This is a genomic window from Microbacterium sp. ER1 (assembly GCF_023383675.1).
In the GTDB taxonomy this organism is placed as follows: Bacteria; Actinomycetota; Actinomycetes; order Actinomycetales; family Microbacteriaceae; genus Microbacterium.
Window position 1 is genome coordinate 18,141 of sequence record NZ_QCXO01000137.1, and the last position, 17,567, is coordinate 35,707.

Consider the following 17,567-nt stretch of genomic DNA (forward strand, 5'->3'; position numbering starts at 1 on the left):
ATGCCCGACCTGATCTTCGACGACGTCTCCATCACGTACCGCACCTCGGGGCGGTCGGGTCGGGACGAGGTGGCGGCCGTGCGCAACGTCTCGCTCACCCTCCCCGCCGGGCAGACGCTCGGCATCGCCGGCGAGTCCGGTTCCGGCAAGTCCACTCTCGCCATGAGCGTCCTGCGGCTCCTGCCGCGCAACGCCCGGCTCAGCGGCCGCGTGCTGCTCGGCGACCAGGACGTCGCCACGTTGTCCTTCGGGCAGCTGCGCGCCGTGCGCTGGGCGCAGACGTCCATCGTGTTCCAGGGCGCGATGCACTCGCTCAACCCGGTCCGCACGGTGGGCTGGCAGCTCCTGGAGGCGCTGGAGCTGCACGCCTCCGACCGATGGAAGGGCGAGAAGGCGCGCAAGGAACGGGTCCGGGAGCTGCTCGACGTCGTCGACTTGCCGCAGCAGAAGAGCGAGTCGTACCCGCACGAGCTCTCCGGCGGCCAGAAGCAGCGCGTGATGATCGCGATGGCCCTCGCCTGCGATCCCGAGGTCATCATCGCGGACGAGCCGACCACCGCACTCGACGTGATCGTGCAGAAGCAGATCCTCGACATGATCTCGCGTCTGGTGGCGGAGCGCGGCATCTCGATGCTCATGATCAGCCACGACCTCTCGGTGCTCGCCACGGCGTGCGACCGGATCGCCATCATGCGCGACGGCGAGCTCGTCGAGGTCGGCGAGAGCTACGCGGTCTGCACGACCCCGCAGGAGGCGTACACGCGACAGCTCGCCGACGCCTTCCCCACGATCGGCGACCCCGCCTCGCGGATGGCCCCGGTGACGCGGCACGGCCGCGATGCGGACGAGGTGCCGGAGATCACCCACGGCGACGAGGTGCTGCTGGAGGCGCGCGGAGTCAACGTCACCTACCGCTCCGGCGGGCGCCCCGTGCATGCGGTCCGCGACGTCGACCTCTCGGTGCGCAAGGGCGAGATCGTCGCGCTCGTCGGCCAGTCCGGCTCCGGCAAGTCGACCCTCGCCCGCGCACTCATGGGCCTGCAGCCCGCCGACCCCGGGTCGCAGATCCTCTTCGACGGCGCACCGATCCCGTCGAAAGGGCGCGACCTCGCGCGGTTCCGCTCGCAGGTGCAGCTCGTGCTCCAGGATCCGTGGGCCGCCCTGAACCCCAAGCACAGCGTCTACGAGTCCGTCGCCGAGGGGCTGCGCGTGCAGCGCTTCCCCGGCGACGAGCGCGAACGCGTGGCACAGAGCCTCGCCGACGCGGAGCTCACCCCGCCGGAGCGCTACTTCGGCGCCATCCCGCAGGAGCTCAGCGGCGGACAGCGGCAGCGCGTCGTCATCGCCGGTGCGCTCGCCGTGCAGCCGCAGCTGCTCATCGCCGACGAACCTGTCGCCTCGCTCGACGCGTCCGTGCGCGGAGAGATCCTCGGGCTCCTGCTAGAGCTGCGCCGCCGCCTCGGGCTCTCCGCCCTCGTCATCACGCACGACCTCGGTCTCGCCTGGAACATCGCCCACACGGTCGCGGTGATGTACCACGGACAGATCGTCGAGCACGGACCCACCGAAGAGGTGCTGCTGAACCCGCAGCACGAATACACCCGGCACCTGCTGTCCGCGGCGCCGCGCATCGAGGAGAAGACGGCATGAGCACCCTGACGGAGGCGGCGGTGTCGCCGTATCTCGACACGGCTCCCCTGCAGCCCGGCGACACGGTGGCGATCGTCTCGCCGTCCGGTCCCGGCAACGAGGAGAACACGCAGCGCGCCGTCGGCTACTACGAGTCCTGGGGGCTGAACGTCCGGGTGGGTGAGCATGTCCTCACGCCCCACCCGCGCGCGTCGTACCTCGCGGGGCCGGACGACCTCCGCCGCGCCGACCTCGTCGACGCCTGGCTCGATCCGGACGTGGACGCCGTCGTCACGGCCCGCGGCGGCTACGGCGCCCTGCGCCTCCTCGACGGCATCGACTGGGCCGACATGCGCCGCGGGGCGCTGCGCCGGGACGGGCGGCCGAAGCTCCTCACGGGCTCGTCCGACGTGACCGCCCTGCACGAGACGTGGCGCGCGCACCTCGACGTCGCGACGCTCTTCTGCCCGATGGCGGGGAACAACGTCTTCCGCGATTCGGAGCAGGTGCGCGACGACGTGCAGCGGTGGCTCTTCGAACCCTGGCGCGGGCGGGAGCTCATCGGCCCGAAGACCGAGATCATGACGCCGGGCCGCGCCGAAGGGCGCTTCACGGGCGGCAACCTCAGCCTGCTCGCCGCCGGACTCGGCGCCCCGGAGGCGGACGTCCCCTCCCCCGGCATCCTGTTCCTGGAGGACATCACCGAGGAGCCGTACCGCCTGGACAGCTTCGTCACGCAGCTCCGGCGCGCGGGCCGTCTCGCCCAGGCGACGGGCATCGTGCTCGGCTCCTGGCACGAGTGCGGCGACCTCGACCTCGTCCACGCGCTCATGCGGGACGAGTTCCAGGACGCCGGGGTCCCCGTGCTGTGGGAGCAGGGCTTCGGCCACGACCCGCACGCCCTGACCATCCCGCTCGGTGTCGACGGGGTGCTGGACGCGACCGGCGACGAACCCCGCCTCACGGTGGGACGGCCATGATCGCCCTTCCGCCCCTCGATCCCCGCGTCACCTGGTCGATCCGGCTCGTCGACGCCGGCACCGGGGAGACCCTGGCCGAGCACGAGCCGCACACGCAGTGCGAGACCGCGAGCATCGGCAAGATCTTCCTGCTCCTCGAGGTCGCTCGACGGCTGGAGGCGGGCGCGCTCGCCGAGGACGACCGGATCGAGATCCCGGACGAGCACCGCGTCGAGGACTCCGGGCTGCTGTACCGCATGCACGATCAGCGCATCACGGTCCACGACGCGGCGCTCCTCGTCGGGGCGGTGAGCGACAACCTCGCCACGAACGCCCTGATCCACCTCTGCGGTCTGGAGGAGGTGCGGGCCGTCGCTCCGGCACTCGGATACCGCGACACCGCCCTGCACGACTACATCCGCAACGAGCGCACCCCCGACCTGCCCTGGACGCCGTCGTTCGGCACCGCGGCCGAGCTGTCCGACGTGATGCGCCGACTCGGGGCGGGCGAGGCGTTCTCCCCCGCGGTGAGCGCCCGGGTGCTGGACTGGCTCGCCGCCGACACCGACACGTCGATGACCGCCGACGCCTTCCTCCTCGACCCCCTCGCCCACGTCGAGGCCGAGTATCAGGGCATGGTGCTGCGTCACAAGACCGGCAGCGTGAGCTTCGCCCGCGTCGACGTCGGGCTGCTGCGGGGCCCGAGGGCCGCCGTCGCGTATGCGGTCGCGGCGAACTGGAAGGACTCCGCGGCCGATCTCCGCGCGCCCGTGCTCGACGGCATGCGCGCGGTCGGCGAGCTCATCCGCGCGCACGTCACCGGACGCGCACGAGACGAGGAGGACGCATGAGCGCGATCGACGTGGAGCTCCCCGACGAGAACGGCACGGTGTGGTCGATCCTCGTCCAGGACATCGACTCCGGCGAGGTGCTGCTGCGCCATGACCCGGAGACGGTGCAGGACACGGCGAGCGTCGGCAAGATCTTCCTCCTGCACCGCCTCCTCGCCGAGGTCGACGCTGGCACGCGGACTCTCGACGAGCGCGTGACCCGACGGCCGGTCGAGGCGATCGAGGACTCCGGCCTCTGGTACCTGCTGCAGGCGTCCGAGCTGTCGCTGTACGACGTGGCCGCGCTCATCGGGGCCGTGAGCGACAACGCCGCGACCAACACGCTAGGCCGCGTCATCGGCATCCCGACCGTGCAGGAGCACACGCGCGCGCTCGGCTACACCGCCTCGGCCCTCGACGACATCGTGCGGTGGCCGATCCCGCCCGGTGCCCCGAAGACGCTGTCGCACGCGAACGCCGCGGAGCTCGTGCTCTTCATGTCGCGCCTGGCCGATGGGACCGATCTCTCCCCCGCCTCGGCCGACACGCTGCGCCGCTGGCTGGGCGCGGGCATGGACCTGTCGATGGTCGCGTCGGCCTTCGACCTCGACCCGCTCGCGCACTGGGGCTTCGATCGCGGCGTGTGGCTGCTGAACAAGACCGGCACGATCTCCCGCGTCCGCGCCGACACCGGGATCGTCATGTCCCCCACCCGCCGGATCGCGTACGCCGTCCTGGCGAGCTGGGACCGGGGCGCCGACGGACGCGGACCGGTGCTGGCCGCCATGCGCCGCATCGGCGAGGGCATCCACGCCGCGCTCGCCGACTGAGACCGCCGCGGCTCAGACGACCCCGGCGCGAGCCAGGCGTTCCCGCACCCGGTCGATCGGCACCGCGTGCGCCGTCCGCCCCTCGGGGCCCACGGTGGTCTCCGCGGCGAGCACCGAGTTGACCAGGGCCTCCTCGACCGCGTCCATCGTCGCGGCGAAGAGCGGCGAGAGCTCGTCGTCCGCCGCCGTACCGCCGTCCGCCGGGTCGTGCACCGAGAAGGCGATCGCGTAGTCGCCGCTGCCCTGCGCATAGTCGGCGCCGACACCGCGCATCGCGAACACGGCCCGGTTGGCCACGCGGCCGAGCTGCCGCCCGTCGACGGGGGCGTCCGTCGCGACGACGATCATGCAGGAATTGCCGACGGGCTGTGCCGGAGCATCGGCGAGGAGCTCCTCCGCGGGCAGCGGGACGCCGGCGATCCGCAGCGTGCCGCTGAAGTTCGTCTGCACGAGGACGCCGACCGTGGCCGACCGCCCCGCGACCTCGACCAGCCGCGATGCCGTGCCGATGCCGCCCTTGTACCCGAGGGCGACGGTCCCGGCACCGGCGCCCACACCTCCCTCGGCGACCGCTCCCGGAGCGGCCGCGGCCAGGGCCGCCGCCACCTGCTCCTCCCCCACGGCTCGGCGACGGATGTCGGAGAGGAATCCGTCGTTCGTCTCGCCCACCACCGGGTTCAGCGTGGTCGTCCGTGCGTGCGCCGGCGTCGCCAGCAGATGCCCGAGCAGCGCGTCCGCGACGCGGAACACGGACAGCGTCGAGGTCAGCAGGATCGGCGTCTCCAGCGCCCCGAGCTCCCGGAGCTGTGTGGCGCCGACGAGCTTGCCGTAGCCGTTGCCCACGGAGAGGTTCGCGGGAAGGCTCCGACGCTCGGCGGTGAGGGCGTCGGGGACGATCGCCGTCACTCCCGTGTGCAGACCGTCGCCGTGCAGCGTGGCATGCCCCACCCGCACACCGGGGACGTCGGTGATCGCATTCTCCGCGCCGCGCGGGAAGGCTCCGGACGGCACACCGAGGTCGGCGAGACGGGGACGGGAGGACGAGGACGACGGCGGTGTCATGCTCCGATCCTTCCAGCGTCGGAGGGACCGACCGCAGCGCCGCGCCGGAGGCTCCGCCGGGTCGAGCGCCCCGCCCGTGCGCTCGATAGACTGGGCGGCACCACCCACACTCAGGCACGCTCACACAGTGCCGCATACATCGCTCGAGGAGACCTCCATGTCCGCCATTCCCGACAAGCCCGCACTCGAAGGTCTCGAAGCGAAGTGGGACGCCGCCTGGGCGGAGCAGGGCACATACCTGTTCGACCGTCTGCGCGCCGCCGAGCTCGGTCGTGAGGGCGTCTACTCGATCGACACCCCGCCGCCCACCGCCTCGGGCAGCCTCCACATCGGTCACGTGTTCTCCTACACGCACACCGACGTCAAGGCTCGGTATGAGCGCATGCGCGGCAAGACCGTGTTCTACCCGATGGGCTGGGACGACAACGGCCTGCCCACCGAGCGCCGCGTGCAGAACTACTACGGCGTGCGCTGCGACCCCTCGCTCCCCTACGACGCCGACTTCACCCCGCCGTTCGAGGGCGGCGACAACAAGTCGAGCCGGGCCGCCGACCAGCAGCCGATCAGCCGCCGCAACTTCATCGAGCTGTGCGAGCGCCTCACGATCGAGGACGAGAAGCAGTTCGAGGCGCTGTTCCGTCAGCTCGGGCTGAGCGTGGACTGGACGCAGACCTACCGCACCATCTCCGACGACACGATCCGGCAGAGCCAGCTCGCCTTCCTCCGCAACATCGAGCGCGGCGAGGCGTACCAGGCCCTCGCGCCGACGCTGTGGGACATCGACTTCCGTTCCGCGATCGCGCAGGCCGAGCTCGAGGACCGCGACCAGCAGGCCGCGTACCACACGATCGAGTTCCCCTTCGCGGACGGCTCCGGCTCCATCGCGATCGACACCACGCGCCCGGAGCTCCTCCCCGCGTGCATCGCGATCGTGACCCACCCCGAGGGACCGCACAAGCACCTCATCGGCACCAAGGTCCGCACGCCCTACTTCGGCGCCGAGATCGAGATCCACGGCCACCACCTCGCCCAGCCCGACAAGGGCACAGGCGCGGCCATGGTCTGCACCTTCGGCGACGTGACCGACATCATCTGGTGGCGAGAGCTGCGCACCGCCGCCGGCGAGTCCCTGCCGAACATGACGACGATCGGTCTCGACGGCCGCTTCCTGGCCGAAGCCCCGTCGATCGTGACCGACGCCGGCGCACGCGCCTGGTACGCGGAGAACGTGGCGGGCAAGACCGTCTTCAGCGCCCGCAAGGCGATCGTGGAGAAGCTGCAGGAGACCGGCGACATGACCGCCGTCGGCAAGCCCTTCCAGCACGCCGTGAAGTTCTTCGAGAAGGGCGACCGCCCGCTCGAGATCGTCTCGACCCGGCAGTGGTACATCCGCAACGGCGCCCGCGACGGGGAGCTGCGCGATCAGCTCCTCGCGCACGGTACCGAGCTGGCGTGGCACCCCGACTTCATGCGGGTCCGCTACGAGAACTGGGTCGGCGGCCTCACGGGCGACTGGCTCGTGTCCCGGCAGCGGTTCTTCGGCGTGCCGATCCCGCTCTGGTATGCGCTGGACGAGAACGGGGAGCGCGACTACGACCGGGTGCTCACCCCGGATGCGGCCGCGCTGCCCATCGACCCGACCACGGATGTGCCGGCCGGCTACACCGAGGCCCAGCGCGGCGTGCCGGGCGGGTTCGACGCCGAGGCCGACATCCTCGACACGTGGGCGACCTCGTCGCTGACCCCGCAGCTCGCGGGCGGCTGGCAGCGCGACGAGGAGCTGTGGCAGCTCACCGCTCCGTTCGACCTGCGCCCGCAGGGACAGGACATCATCCGCACCTGGCTCTTCTCGACCATGCTGCGCTCCACGCTCGAAGACGGCCGCGCCCCGTGGAAGAACGCCGCCATCTCGGGCTTCATCGTCGACCCCGACCGCAAGAAGATGTCGAAGTCGAAGGGCAACGTGGTCACCCCGGCCGACGTGCTCGACGCCCACGGCTCGGACGCGGTGCGGTACTGGGCGGCGTCGAGCCGCCTCGGCATGGACGCGGCCTTCGACCCGCAGAACCCGACCCAGGTGAAGATCGGCCGGCGTCTCGCGATCAAGGTGCTCAACGCCGCCAAGTTCGTGCTGTCGTTCCCCGTGCCCGAGGGCGCTCAGGTGACGCACGCGCTCGACGCCTCGATGCTCACGGCACTCAACGGCGTGGTGGCCGAGGCGACCGCGGCCTTCGACCGGTATGACGCGGCGCGGGCGCTGGAGCTGACCGAGGCGTTCTTCTGGACCTTCTGCGACGACTACCTGGAGCTCGTGAAGGAGCGCGCCTACAACCAGAACGACGTGGGCCAGGCCTCGGCCGCCCTCGCGCTGCGTCTGGCGCTGTCCACGCTGCTCCGGCTGCTCGCCCCGGTGCTCTCCTTCGCCACGGAGGAGGCGTGGTCCTGGTTCGAGGAGGGCTCCGTGCATACGGCTGCGTGGCCCGAGAAGCTCGGCATCGAGGGCGACCCGGCCGTGCTGGCCGCCGCGAGCGAGGCGCTCATCGGCATCCGGCGCGCGAAGACCGAGGCGAAGGCATCGCAGAAGACCCCGGTCTCCCGTGCCGCCATCGCCGCTCCCGCCGCGAAGGTCGAGGCCCTGCGCGCCGCAGCGGACGACCTCCGCGCGGTCGGCCGCATCGCCGAGCTCGAGATCACCGAGGCGGAGGAGTTCGCGGTCACCGCGATCGAGCTCGCCCCGGTCGAGGCCTCCTGATGCAGCTCGGCACGCGGTGGGCCACGGGTGCTCAGCCGCCCGCGTCGGTTCCCGAGGCGCTGCGTCCCGCGATCGCCGAGGTCGAGTCCCAGGGCCTCACCGGCCACTGGACCCTCACCTGGCTCGAGGGCCGCGCGATCGCCGAGCTCGACGCCGGCTGGGAGGTCCTCCAGACCCCCTCCGGCGAGGTCATCGCCCGCCCCTTCTGATTCCGAGACCCCGCTTCATCGTCGAGACCCCCTCCTTCCCGCGCGGGAAGGAGGGGGTCTCGACGCGTACCCGGGGTCTCGGGTCAGCGGCGCGGGGCTCCGAGCTGCGCGAGGAGATGATCCACGGCGTGCGGGTCGTGGCGGCGGGCCTGCTGTTCGCGGAGGAGGTCGAGGGCGAGGGTCCGCCGCTGTGCGCGACGCTCGATCCGGTGCTCGATCATGGCGGTGACCCGGTCGGCGAGGCGCAGCAGGCCGCGCTCCGTCCGCGTGGGGCTGACGAGGTGCAGAGTCGCGGCGGTCATGATGCCTCCGTCGCCACGACGTGCCTCATCTTCTTCACCGACTTCGGCGGCGACGCCGCGTTCGGCTGGGATTCCCTGGCGACCTGGGCCTGGGGCGCCGGCCTCGTGGTGTCGGCGACGGCGTTCGTCATCACCGAGTCGCGCGTGCAGGACCCGATCATCCCGCTCAGCCTCTTCCGCAACCCGATCTTCGTGAACGCCACCGCGATCGGCCTCTTCCTCGGCATCGGCATGTTCGCGGCGATCGGCTTCGTCCCGACATTCCTGCAGATGTCGTCCGGAACGTCCGCCGCCGCGTCGGGGCTGCTGATGATCCCGATGATGGTGGGCCTCATGGGGACCTCGATCTTCTCCGGCATCGCGATCTCGAAGACCGGGAAGTACAAGATCTACCCGATCCTCGGCACCATCATCACCGGCATCGCGATGGTCGCTATGACCACCCTGTCGGCGGAGACGCCGATCTGGCTGATCTGCGCGTTCCTGTTCGTCTTCGGCGCCGGGCTCGGCCTCATCATGCAGGTCGTCGTGCTCGTCGTGCAGAACGCCGTCCCGGCAGGCGAGATCGGCACCGCCACGAGCACGAACAACTACTTCCGCGAGGTCGGCGCCTCGCTGGGGACCGCGGTGTTCGGCACGATCTTCACCACGCGGCTGACGGAGAACCTCCTCGGTGTGTTCGCCGGCGCCGGGGCATCCCCCGAGGCCGCGTCCCAGGCCGCGTCAACGATCGACCCCGCCACACTGAACAGTCTGCCGGACGAGGTGCGCGACGGCATCGTCACGGCGTACGCGGACGCGCTCGCCCCGGTGTTCTGGTACCTCGTGCCGTTCATCGCGCTCGCGCTCATCCTGTCGCTGTTCCTCAAGCAGATCCCGCTGTCGGATCAGGCCGGTCTCGTGGCCCGCGGTGAGGCGATCAGCGGCGAGGAGGCCGAACGCCTGGAGGCGGAGCTCCGCACGGCCGGGCGGGTCCATGCCGCACGCACGGACGCCGAGCCGGGAGAGACCGGCTCGGCGCCCACAGGCGGGTAGCCCGCGCTAGGGGAGGTCGGCGACGTCGACGTCGTCGTCGTCCTCCCCGCCGCCCGTCGCCGGAAGCTCGTCGGGCTCGGGGTCGTGATCGGTGGTGACGAAGTCGGGGTCGACGCCGATGGCCTCGATCTCCTCCTGGTTGTCCTGGCTGTTCGACGTGTCGGACATGGCGCCTCCTGACGTTGGGATCCGGACGGCCAGTCTGGGCGGGCGGGCTGCCGGGGCCGAGGGGGTTGACACGGCGTGTCGCCGCCCGGCGCCCGCGCCGCGCGGGCGGAGCCGTCACACTGGAGGTGCCCGCCATCCCCCTTCGAGGAGCACCCGTGATCGACGCCGCACCGCACCGTTCCGCCTGGCAGCGCTTCTGGGATCGCGGAGGCTGGTGGCGCGCCCTCCTGCTCGCGGCGGTGTACTACGGCCTCTATCAGCTGTTCTCGCTCGCCTTCCTCCCGCTGGCCGCGCAGGTCGACGACCCGGCCAGCGCAACCGGCGTCCTCGTCTACGACGTCCTTCCGATCCTCGTCGGGGGTCTCCTGCTCATCGGGTTCATCGCCTCGGTCGGGTGGTGGCGCCCCGTGTTCGGGCGCCAGCCGATCCGGGGAGCGGGATGGATGTGGATCGCGATCGTCGCGGTCCTGCTGTTCAACGTCCTCCGCTTCCTCACGATCGACTACGGCAGCGTCGGATTTGATGTTGTCGCGACCTGGCTGCTCGCGGGACTCGCCATCGGCTTCGCGGAAGAGGTTCTCACCCGCGGCCTCGTCGTGAAGATGATGCGCGACGCGGGGGCGCGCGAGCTCGTCGTCGCGGTGATCTCTGCGGCGATCTTCGCCGGGCTGCACTCGGGCAACCTGCTGACCGGACAGGACCTGTTCCCGACCCTCTTCCAGCTCGTGTACACCTTCGCTTTCGGCATCTGCATGTACCTCGCGCTCCGCGTCACCCGGACCATCGTCGCCCCGATCCTCCTGCACGCCAGCACCGACCCGAGCATCTTCTTGCAGACGCTGCACCCCGCCGAGGGTGGGCTGACAGCCATCGCGGGACTCGGCAACATCGTCGTGATCGTCGCCGGCCTCGTGCTGATGATCTTCATTCGCGGTCGGGTCGGAGCCTCCGCCCCCGACACCTTCGCTCGGCAGCGCTGACCGCCCGGATCACACCGCGCGCCAGACTGTGTGCGTGCCGACCGCCGCGATCCCGAAGACCAGCACGGCCACCCGGTGCGCATCGCCGACGGCCAGGGCCGCGTCGGAGGCACCGATGAGATCATCGGCCACGCCGGCCACCATCGTCCGTGATACGACGGCATCATCCATCTCGGCCACGCCGTCCGCGAGCCATCCCCTGACGAGTCGAAGGGAGGTCGGCCCGAGTTCGACCCCGAGAGGGACAGCAGGACAGCTCAGCACGTCGGCGACGCTCACGCCGTGCCGCAGCAGCCCGGCGAGTGCTCCGGCGAGGGCGCCGGTCAGCAGCGCCCGCCCGTACCCTTCGGCGACCAGCACGTCCCAGGACTCGTGCGGCGCGAGTGTTTCGAGCCCGAGGGAATGACCGCGCCCGTCCGCGACGGCTTCCTCCAGGGCACGCCGGGCGTCCCGGAACACGATGCTTGCACGGCGATCGGGCGCAGACACGACAGACCTCGTCCCTCGATGCCCGCCATCTCGGTGGCCGGCTGGGTGGCCGACGCGTCACACACTCTAAGACGCTCCGCGCGGGTGAGGACGGTATCCCGGCACGGAGGCCGGGAACGACAAAACCCCCGGAAGGTTCCGGGGGTTTCATTCTGTAGCAGGAGCGGGGCTTGAACCCGCGACCTCACGATTATGAGTCGTGCGCTCTCACCAACTGAGCTACCCTGCCGCACGGCATCCGCATCGCAGATGCGAACTCCGAGCCCCGAGTCAGGATTGAACTGACGACCCCTTCCTTACCATGGAAGTGCTCTGCCACTGAGCTATCGGGGCGTGCTGCCCCTCGCGGGGCAACCACACGAGAATACCATCACTGTGGCGTCCTCATGAAATCGAGACGGTCACTCCTCCGAGGTGAGCGACGTGCGTCCGGCGTTCTTCTTGAGCCACGGCATCGGGTCGATGGTCGTCCCGTTCACGATGAGCTCGAAGTGCAGGTGCGCCCCGTAGGAGCGGCCGGTGTTACCGGTCTTGCCGACGATGTCGCCGACCTTGACCTTGTCGCCCGCCTTCACCTGCAGCGAGCCGTACTGCATGTGCGAGTAGTGGCTCGTGATGACCGAGCCGTCGATGACGTGGTCGATGTAGACCGTGACACCGTAGGCGGCGCCCTGCTCGGTCGCGATGCGGACGGTGCCGTCGGCGATCGCCTGGATGGGCGCACCGTTGCCCGGCACGAAGTCGATGCCCTCGTGGAGGCGGCCGCTGCGCATGCCGTAGCCGTAGCTCATGCCCACTCCGACGAGGAACGGCCACTGGATGGCGGCGTCCGGGTCGTTCGTGAAGATCTCGCCGGAGTAGTTGATGCCCTGCTCGGCCGCGACCTCGACGAGCGAGACCGTGCTGAAGTTGTCGGCGCGCGAGAGCGGCTCGTTCTGCACGCCCGACGGCGCGACGAAGGCCTGGATCTCGTCGTCCGCCGAGCCTGCCGCATCGGCGGCAGCCGCCGTGACGAGGGACGTCGAGGCGAGCGATCCGCCCTGGGCGGCCGCGACGGCCTCCGCGGGCAGGGTCATGGACACGGCCAGGAGTCCGGCGAGCCCCATCGCGCCGACGGTGGCACCGGCGGCGAGGGTCTTGCGGATGCGGCGGGTGCGGCGAGGACCGACGGCCGCGAGGCCGGCGGTGCCGATGTTCGGCGCGGTCTGCGATGCGGCGTTCGCGACGAAAGCCGAACGGCGGGACGCCGACGGCGTCGGGATGGAGCCGGTCTCACGGAAGGCGCGGGAGGCGCGCTCGAAGGCGTCGCCCTCGGCGTCAGCCTCGGCGACGAAGGGCTCGGATGCCGGGGCGATGTCCTCGACCGGGACCGTGTCTTCGGACTTCTCGACGATCTCGGCGACGACGGGCACCGCGGGGACATCGGCGATGGCGGGTGCAGCCGCGGCGATGAAGGGCTCCTCGGGTGCGACCGGCACCGGGGGCACCTCGGCCTGGCGCTGACGCGCGGCGCGACGGGACAGGGGGATGACAGCAGCGAGGGCGATCACGGTCTCCGCGTCAGCGAGGGGTGCCGTCGACCCGCTCGCCGAGGCCTCGGAGGCCGCAGTGCGAGGGCGGCTGGACCGGCGCGTGGGCGCAGCGGCAGCCTGGGGGTTCTCGAAGGGCAAAGCTAATCTCTCGGTCGTTCGTGATGCTCGGGGGCGCAATGACAACTCTCACCTTCGGGTGGTGAAAGTAACGATCGGGTAAACACTACCCCGATCCTCCTGTGAAAGCCATGGATCGGTCAGGGTTTTTCCTCATCGAGGATATCCCGGAGTCGGTCGTGCACGGTCACGCCACCCGCGATCAGGAAGGGCCGCGGCGATTCCCGGTCGATCCGGCTCACGCGCCCACCCGCTTCCTGGACGAGCAGGGCACCCGCCGCGTGATCCCACGGTTTGAGGCCGCGCTCGAAGTATCCGTCCAGTCGGCCCGCCGCCACGTAGGCCAGGTCCAGGGCCGCCGAACCCATACGGCGGAGATCCCGGGCGATGGGCATCACCCGGCGGACCGTCGCGAGGTCGCCGTCGTGCGTCGCCGGGTCGTAGCCGAACCCGGTCGCCAGGAGTGCCCCGGCGTCGGTCACCGCGGTCACCGTGAGCCGGACGCCGTCCGACCAGGCACCGTGCCCGCGAGCGGCCGCGAAGGTCTCGCCGATGGCGGGAGCGTGCACGGCGGCGGCCAGTGCCTCCCATGCGTCGGGCTCCGGAGGGCCGCTGACGGCCGCGATGCTCACGTTGTACGCGGGGATGCCGTAGGCGTAGTTCACCGTGCCGTCGATGGGGTCGACCACCCACGTGATGCCGCTGTCGCCGGTGGCCGCCCCCGACTCCTCGCCGAGGAAACCGTCCGCCGGCCGCGCCGCGCGCAGTCGCTCGCGGATGAGCGCCTCCACCTCGCGGTCCGCCTCGGTCACGATGTCGGCGAGCGTCGACTTGGTCGCCGCGAGCCGGACGCCCTCCCGGCGTCGGGTACGGGCGAGCGCACCCGCCTCCTCGGCGATCTCCGTCGCCAGCGCGCTGAGCTCGAGAGCGTCGATCACGGCGCCGGGTGCGAGGGTGCGGGCGGCGGCGGCGGGAAGGCCGGGGGCTCACCCTGGGTGGGCTGAGCGGGCTGCGGCGGCGCCGGCTGCGCAGGTGCCGACGAGGGCGACGCCGGCTGCGGCGGCGCCGGCAGGTCGGGCGCGGGAGGCACAGGGCCAGGAGCGGGAGGCGCCGCGAAGTCCGGAAGGGCCGGAGCCGTCGGCGCCAGGGGCGGGGTCGCCACGGGGAACCCCGCGGCGGGCGCCTGACCCAGGGCCTGGGGAGCCGTCGAGGGGTACCCCGTGTAGAACGCATTCCAGTCCGGGCTCCCGTCCGGAAGGACCGGGAGGGGCGTGATCCCGTCGGCGTAGGTCGGCCAGGACGGTGCGGAGGCGACCGGCCGGGCGGCAGGAGCCTTCTTCGGCGCGAACAGGGCGTTGAGCAGCGGAATGAGCGTGGTGCCGACGGCGACGAGGATCGTGAGGGCGACGACGATGCGCCAGTACAGCTCGGTGTAGTCGAAGGTGTTGGGGAACGCGAGGAAGAAGACCAGCAGGGCGACGAGGGCGCCGAGGAAGACGATCGTCACGATGTGGATCACCTTCGTGAAGGTCGTGACATGGCGCTGCGCGGCACGGGTGAAGAGCCGCACATGGAGCAGTGCGAGCTGCAGGATCCCGATCACGAGCAGCAGCTGGAAGAAGCGCTCCGCGCCGAAGTAGAGCCCGTCTTCCGGGAGCCAGATCTTCACGAGGCCGACGAGGAGCGCGATGACCCAGGAGACCATGCTCGCGAGCTGGAGCCAGTCCGGCCGGTTCGGCGCGAGGCCCGCCTCGAGGATGGCGATCCCGGCGAAGGCGGCGAGCAGGAGGATCGTGAGGAAGGCGCGACCGATGAGGCCGTTCTGATCACCGACCAGGACCCACACGACGCAGACCAGAGCCGCGGCGATGAGGGCGCCGATCGCGACCCACAGCGAGCCCCTGATGAGCAGCGACATGTTCTTCTTGTCACCCTGCGGCTGCAGCCGGGCGGTGTCCGGATGGGACATGGGGATCCTCTCGTCGAGCGGCGATGCCTTCATCCTGCCACGCGCGGGCCCGCTTGTTCCGGCTTCCCTCGAGTGCGAAGGAGATCGGGGACCGACCGAGGTCTGGGGAGGAAGGGTCAGCCGGCCTTCTTCGCGGAGGTCGCCGCGAAGGCCGCGACCCGCGCCTGTGCGTCCGGGGTCTCCAGGGCGGCGCCGATGGACCGGGCCTCCTCGCTCAGCTGCTCGGCGAACGTGCGCTCCGGCTGCGACCGCACCAGCCGCTTGGCCTGCCCGTACGCGTCGGCGGCGCCGGCGAGCCAGAACCGCGCGATCTCCTCGGCCCGCGCACGGACCCGGTCGGCCTCCGTCCTGCCGTCCTCGCCCTCCACGACCTCGGCCACCAGACCCCAGTCGAGAGCCTCCGCGGCCGTGAGCAGCCGGTCCTGCAGCACGAGCTGGAGGGCGCGGCGCTGACCCACGGCCCGCGCGAGCTGCGCCGACACGGAGAGGTCGGGCGTGAGGCCGATGTTCGCGTACAGGCTCCCGAGCTGCGACCGCGAGCCCACCACCGCGTAGTCCGTGGCGAGCAGGATGCCGAGTCCGCCACCGGCCGTCGTCCCGTGCGCCGCGGCGACCACGGGCACGCTCGACTCCGTGAGCGCGCGGATCCCGGTGTTGATGACCTCCGCCAGCGCGGTGATCTCCGCCCCGGACGACCCCATGGTCGTCGCCATGTCGATCACGTCACCGCCCGCGCAGAACGCCGGTCCCGCCGCGTCGATGAGGATGGCCTGCACGTCGTCGCGCGATGTCGCCTCGACGGTCGCATCCCGCCAGGCGTACGCCAGATCGGCGTTGAAGGCGTTGAGGCGGGTCGGACGGTTGAGCGTGAGCCGCGCCATCCCCTCGTCGACGGCGAACAGGATGGCATCACTCATGGCTTCTCCTTCGAGCACAGGCGGATGCCTCCAGGCTAGTCGCGCTCAGGCGCCCTCCCAGACGCGCGCCACGAACCGCTCCATCCGTCGCCGGGTGCCATCGAGCCGGAAGTCGACCTGTCCCGCCGCCCGGATCTCGTTCGGTGCGAGCGGATGCGCCAGGCGCACGTTCTCGTGGCAGGACAGATCGGCGCAGATGTAGGTGCCGACCGAGTCGCCGCGCTCCCCCGCCTCTCCCGTGCGTCGCGCCGCGAACAGCGCCACCTGGTTGCCCGGCTGCATCGTGTGGCAGATGTTGCACATGCCCGAGCGCCCGCGCCCTGGTTCCGACGCCCGCAGCACCACGCCGACCACGCGCCCCTCGTGCGGGATGAGGACGTAGCCGCGCTTGCCGGCGCTCGGGTCGCGCCAGGCGAAGAAGTCGAGGTAGTCCCAGTCCACGAGGAGGAAGTCGTGCGGCATCTCCATGACGCGCAGCTCGTCGGCGTCCGCGTTCACGAACGAGGCCCGGACGTCGGCTTCGGTGAGAGGTCGCATCGCTCCAGTCTAGGAACTCGGCGCGGAGGTGAGGCCGGGAACGGGAGAAGCCCCCGCGAGCGGGGGCTTCCGTGGTGGCGAGTGAGGGATTCGAACCCCCGAAGTCGAAGACGGCTGATTTACAGTCAGATCCCTTTGGCCACTTGGGTAACTCGCCAGAGCGCACCCGTCCGACTTGAACAGCCAACCGGGGGCACGAAGAACAATCATACCTGCCGGATGCGGGCGCGAGAAATCGAGGCGTCAGCTCCCGTGCACGCCGCGGTCGGCGGCGGCCAGCGACTCCGGTGTGCGCAGCAGCCCGCCCTCGGCGCGGCAGGTCGCGGCGGCCACATCCATCGCGCGCTCGAGCAGGGCGGACCATCCTTCGACCGCCTTCGGGGCCCCGTCCACCAGTCCGGCGGCGACGGCGGCGAGCGTCGCGTCCCCCGCGCCCACGGTATCGACCACCCGACCCGGCAGCGCCGAGATGGGGGCCGAGACCGACCCGGCGTCCGATTCGAGCACGGCGCCGTCCGCTCCGGCCGTCGCCAGCACCGCCGTGACGCCGAGGTCCCGGAGCCGCGCGCGCAGGGTGTCGAGGTCGCCGTCATAGAGCACGTCGGCATCGTCGGCGCCGACCTTCACCAGGTCCGCCCGCGCCGCCAGCCGCTCGAAGCCGCGGACGAACTCCACGCGGTCGGACAGCATGCCGGTGCGGGGATTCGGATCGATCGCCAGCCGCGCACCCTCCACCGCGGCGGCGAGGGCGTCGACCTCGGCCGGGACATCGAAGGGGAAGCAGCTCACCGCGACGATGTCCGCGTCGCCGATGGCGGCTCTCGCCTCGTCCGAGTACCGGATCGTGCGCTCCTGGGCCGCGCGGTTGAAGACGTAGCTCGGCTCGCCGTTCGCGGCCCGGGTGACGACCGCCCGCGACGACCCGTGCGGTGCTGCGCTCGCGATCAGCCGCACGCCGTGATCGGCCAGATACTCGCGGATGTGCGCGCCGGCGACGTCCTCCCCCACCATCGCGATGAGCGTCGTGGGGATTCCGAGCCGGCGCAGCCCCACCGCGACGTTCAGGGCGGCTCCGCCGACGAACTCGCGGACGCCGGCCTCATCCCGGATCTCGTCGATCAGGGCGTCTCCGATGACGACGGCCGCGCCGCCGGGGGAAGTCTCAGTGGTCACTCGCCGACCCTACCGCGCCCGCCCCGGTCACAGCTTCGGAGATGACACCCGACACCCCGAGGGATGAGCCCCACCGG

17 protein-coding genes, 3 tRNA genes and 1 pseudogene are annotated in these 17,567 nt (G+C 71.3%); 8 read left to right on the top strand and 13 right to left on the bottom strand.

The genetic code is table 11. From position 1 onward, the window contains the following. The 4 genes from BV453_RS11950 to BV453_RS11965 are packed head-to-tail and all read left to right on the top strand — an operon-like array spanning position 1 to position 4,248. The gene (locus BV453_RS11950) at positions 1 to 1,650 is read left to right on the top strand and encodes an ABC transporter ATP-binding protein (protein ID WP_062766739.1); all 1,650 of its coding nucleotides are present in this window, start codon (positions 1 to 3) and stop codon (positions 1,648 to 1,650) included. Continuing rightward, a complete protein-coding gene (locus tag BV453_RS11955; RefSeq protein ID WP_062634101.1) occupies positions 1,647 to 2,609 on the top strand; it encodes an LD-carboxypeptidase in 963 nt (320 codons plus the stop codon). Before BV453_RS11950 ends, BV453_RS11955 begins: the two co-directional genes overlap by 4 nt. Further along, positions 2,606 to 3,439, top strand: coding sequence for a serine hydrolase (locus BV453_RS11960; protein ID WP_062766742.1), 834 nt, complete (start codon positions 2,606 to 2,608; stop codon positions 3,437 to 3,439). The genes BV453_RS11955 and BV453_RS11960 overlap by 4 nt, the downstream gene beginning before the upstream one ends. Beyond that, a complete protein-coding gene (locus BV453_RS11965) occupies positions 3,436 to 4,248 on the top strand; it encodes a serine hydrolase (RefSeq protein ID WP_062766745.1) in 813 nt (270 codons plus the stop codon). The genes BV453_RS11960 and BV453_RS11965 overlap by 4 nt, the downstream gene beginning before the upstream one ends. Positions 4,249 to 4,260: 12 nt before the next feature. Here BV453_RS11965 and BV453_RS11970 read toward each other — a convergent pair whose 3' ends face one another. Continuing rightward, complete coding sequence (locus tag BV453_RS11970) at positions 4,261 to 5,310, bottom strand: P1 family peptidase (protein WP_249521697.1); 1,050 nt, start codon at positions 5,308 to 5,310, stop codon at positions 4,261 to 4,263. A gap of 157 nt (positions 5,311 to 5,467) precedes the next feature. Between BV453_RS11970 and valS the strand changes: the two genes are divergently transcribed. Both valS and BV453_RS11980 read left to right on the top strand, forming a co-directional pair. Beyond that, on the top strand, positions 5,468 to 8,062 hold the full coding sequence (valS, locus tag BV453_RS11975) for a valine--tRNA ligase (RefSeq protein WP_249521698.1): 2,595 nt from the start codon (positions 5,468 to 5,470) through the stop codon (positions 8,060 to 8,062). Then, positions 8,062 to 8,271, top strand: coding sequence for a hypothetical protein (locus BV453_RS11980; protein ID WP_025105004.1), 210 nt, complete (start codon positions 8,062 to 8,064; stop codon positions 8,269 to 8,271). The genes valS and BV453_RS11980 overlap by 1 nt, the downstream gene beginning before the upstream one ends. A gap of 83 nt (positions 8,272 to 8,354) precedes the next feature. On the opposite strand, the gene BV453_RS11985 is transcribed toward BV453_RS11980, so the two are convergent. Further along, entirely contained in the window at positions 8,355 to 8,573 is a 219-nt protein-coding gene (locus tag BV453_RS11985; protein WP_085607812.1) for a hypothetical protein, read from the bottom strand. Positions 8,574 to 8,579: 6 nt separating this feature from the next. Between BV453_RS11985 and BV453_RS11990 the strand changes: the two are divergent. Then, a pseudogene (locus BV453_RS11990) lies at positions 8,580 to 9,608 on the top strand (MFS transporter); the annotation flags it as partial. Positions 9,609 to 9,614: 6 nt separating this feature from the next. On the opposite strand, the gene BV453_RS11995 reads toward BV453_RS11990, so the two are convergent. After that, positions 9,615 to 9,776, bottom strand: a complete 162-nt coding sequence (locus BV453_RS11995; RefSeq protein ID WP_157524002.1) for a hypothetical protein — start codon at positions 9,774 to 9,776, stop codon at positions 9,615 to 9,617. A gap of 155 nt (positions 9,777 to 9,931) precedes the next feature. On the opposite strand from BV453_RS11995, the gene BV453_RS12000 reads away from it, so the two are divergent. Continuing rightward, positions 9,932 to 10,756, top strand: a complete 825-nt coding sequence (locus tag BV453_RS12000) for a CPBP family intramembrane glutamic endopeptidase (protein WP_249521699.1) — start codon at positions 9,932 to 9,934, stop codon at positions 10,754 to 10,756. A 9-nt stretch (positions 10,757 to 10,765) separates the two neighbouring features. Here BV453_RS12000 and BV453_RS12005 read toward each other — a convergent pair whose 3' ends face one another. The 10 genes from BV453_RS12005 to BV453_RS12050 all read right to left on the bottom strand — a co-directional run bounded on the left by BV453_RS12005 (position 10,766) and on the right by BV453_RS12050 (position 17,490). Further along, positions 10,766 to 11,245, bottom strand: coding sequence for a hypothetical protein (locus tag BV453_RS12005; protein WP_085603747.1), 480 nt, complete (start codon positions 11,243 to 11,245; stop codon positions 10,766 to 10,768). Positions 11,246 to 11,400: 155 nt separating this feature from the next. After that, positions 11,401 to 11,474 (bottom strand) — tRNA-Met (locus tag BV453_RS12010). Positions 11,475 to 11,506: 32 nt separating this feature from the next. Further along, a tRNA-Thr gene (locus BV453_RS12015) sits at positions 11,507 to 11,578 on the bottom strand. Between the two features lie 68 nt (positions 11,579 to 11,646). Next, positions 11,647 to 12,795 carry a M23 family metallopeptidase gene (locus BV453_RS12020; RefSeq protein WP_231729399.1) on the bottom strand — a complete coding sequence of 383 codons (1,149 nt, stop codon included), beginning with the start codon at positions 12,793 to 12,795 and terminating at the stop codon, positions 11,647 to 11,649. A 239-nt stretch (positions 12,796 to 13,034) separates the two neighbouring features. Continuing rightward, entirely contained in the window at positions 13,035 to 13,829 is a 795-nt protein-coding gene (locus BV453_RS12025) for an inositol monophosphatase family protein (protein ID WP_249521807.1), read from the bottom strand. After that, positions 13,829 to 14,863: a hypothetical protein gene (locus BV453_RS16670; RefSeq protein WP_283399010.1), complete on the bottom strand. Its 1,035-nt coding sequence runs from the start codon at positions 14,861 to 14,863 to the stop codon at positions 13,829 to 13,831. The genes BV453_RS12025 and BV453_RS16670 overlap by 1 nt, the downstream gene beginning before the upstream one ends. Before the next feature lie 116 nt (positions 14,864 to 14,979). Then, the gene (locus BV453_RS12035) at positions 14,980 to 15,780 is read right to left on the bottom strand and encodes an enoyl-CoA hydratase/isomerase family protein (RefSeq protein ID WP_249521700.1); all 801 of its coding nucleotides are present in this window, start codon (positions 15,778 to 15,780) and stop codon (positions 14,980 to 14,982) included. A 45-nt stretch (positions 15,781 to 15,825) separates the two neighbouring features. Then, on the bottom strand, positions 15,826 to 16,317 hold the full coding sequence (locus tag BV453_RS12040; RefSeq protein ID WP_025104408.1) for an FBP domain-containing protein: 492 nt from the start codon (positions 16,315 to 16,317) through the stop codon (positions 15,826 to 15,828). Positions 16,318 to 16,389: 72 nt separating this feature from the next. Continuing rightward, positions 16,390 to 16,474 (bottom strand) — tRNA-Tyr (locus tag BV453_RS12045). A gap of 86 nt (positions 16,475 to 16,560) precedes the next feature. After that, positions 16,561 to 17,490, bottom strand: a complete 930-nt coding sequence (locus BV453_RS12050; RefSeq protein ID WP_249521701.1) for a PfkB family carbohydrate kinase — start codon at positions 17,488 to 17,490, stop codon at positions 16,561 to 16,563. Between the last annotated feature and the right edge of the window lie 77 nt (positions 17,491 to 17,567).

Coding starts and splice junctions, on each gene's coding strand:
- BV453_RS12040 (WP_025104408.1), bottom strand. CDS start 16,317: ATGCGACCTCTCACCGAAGCCGACGTCCGGGCCTCGTTCGTGAACGCG.
- BV453_RS11950 (WP_062766739.1), top strand. CDS start 1: ATGCCCGACCTGATCTTCGACGACGTCTCCATCACGTACCGCACCTCG.
- BV453_RS11995 (WP_157524002.1), bottom strand. CDS start 9,776: ATGTCCGACACGTCGAACAGCCAGGACAACCAGGAGGAGATCGAGGCC.
- BV453_RS11980 (WP_025105004.1), top strand. CDS start 8,062: ATGCAGCTCGGCACGCGGTGGGCCACGGGTGCTCAGCCGCCCGCGTCG.
- BV453_RS11985 (WP_085607812.1), bottom strand. CDS start 8,573: ATGACCGCCGCGACTCTGCACCTCGTCAGCCCCACGCGGACGGAGCGC.
- BV453_RS11965 (WP_062766745.1), top strand. CDS start 3,436: ATGAGCGCGATCGACGTGGAGCTCCCCGACGAGAACGGCACGGTGTGG.
- BV453_RS11955 (WP_062634101.1), top strand. CDS start 1,647: ATGAGCACCCTGACGGAGGCGGCGGTGTCGCCGTATCTCGACACGGCT.
- BV453_RS11960 (WP_062766742.1), top strand. CDS start 2,606: ATGATCGCCCTTCCGCCCCTCGATCCCCGCGTCACCTGGTCGATCCGG.
- BV453_RS12035 (WP_249521700.1), bottom strand. CDS start 15,780: ATGAGTGATGCCATCCTGTTCGCCGTCGACGAGGGGATGGCGCGGCTC.
- valS (WP_249521698.1), top strand. CDS start 5,468: ATGTCCGCCATTCCCGACAAGCCCGCACTCGAAGGTCTCGAAGCGAAG.
- BV453_RS16670 (WP_283399010.1), bottom strand. CDS start 14,863: ATGTCCCATCCGGACACCGCCCGGCTGCAGCCGCAGGGTGACAAGAAG.
- BV453_RS11970 (WP_249521697.1), bottom strand. CDS start 5,310: ATGACACCGCCGTCGTCCTCGTCCTCCCGTCCCCGTCTCGCCGACCTC.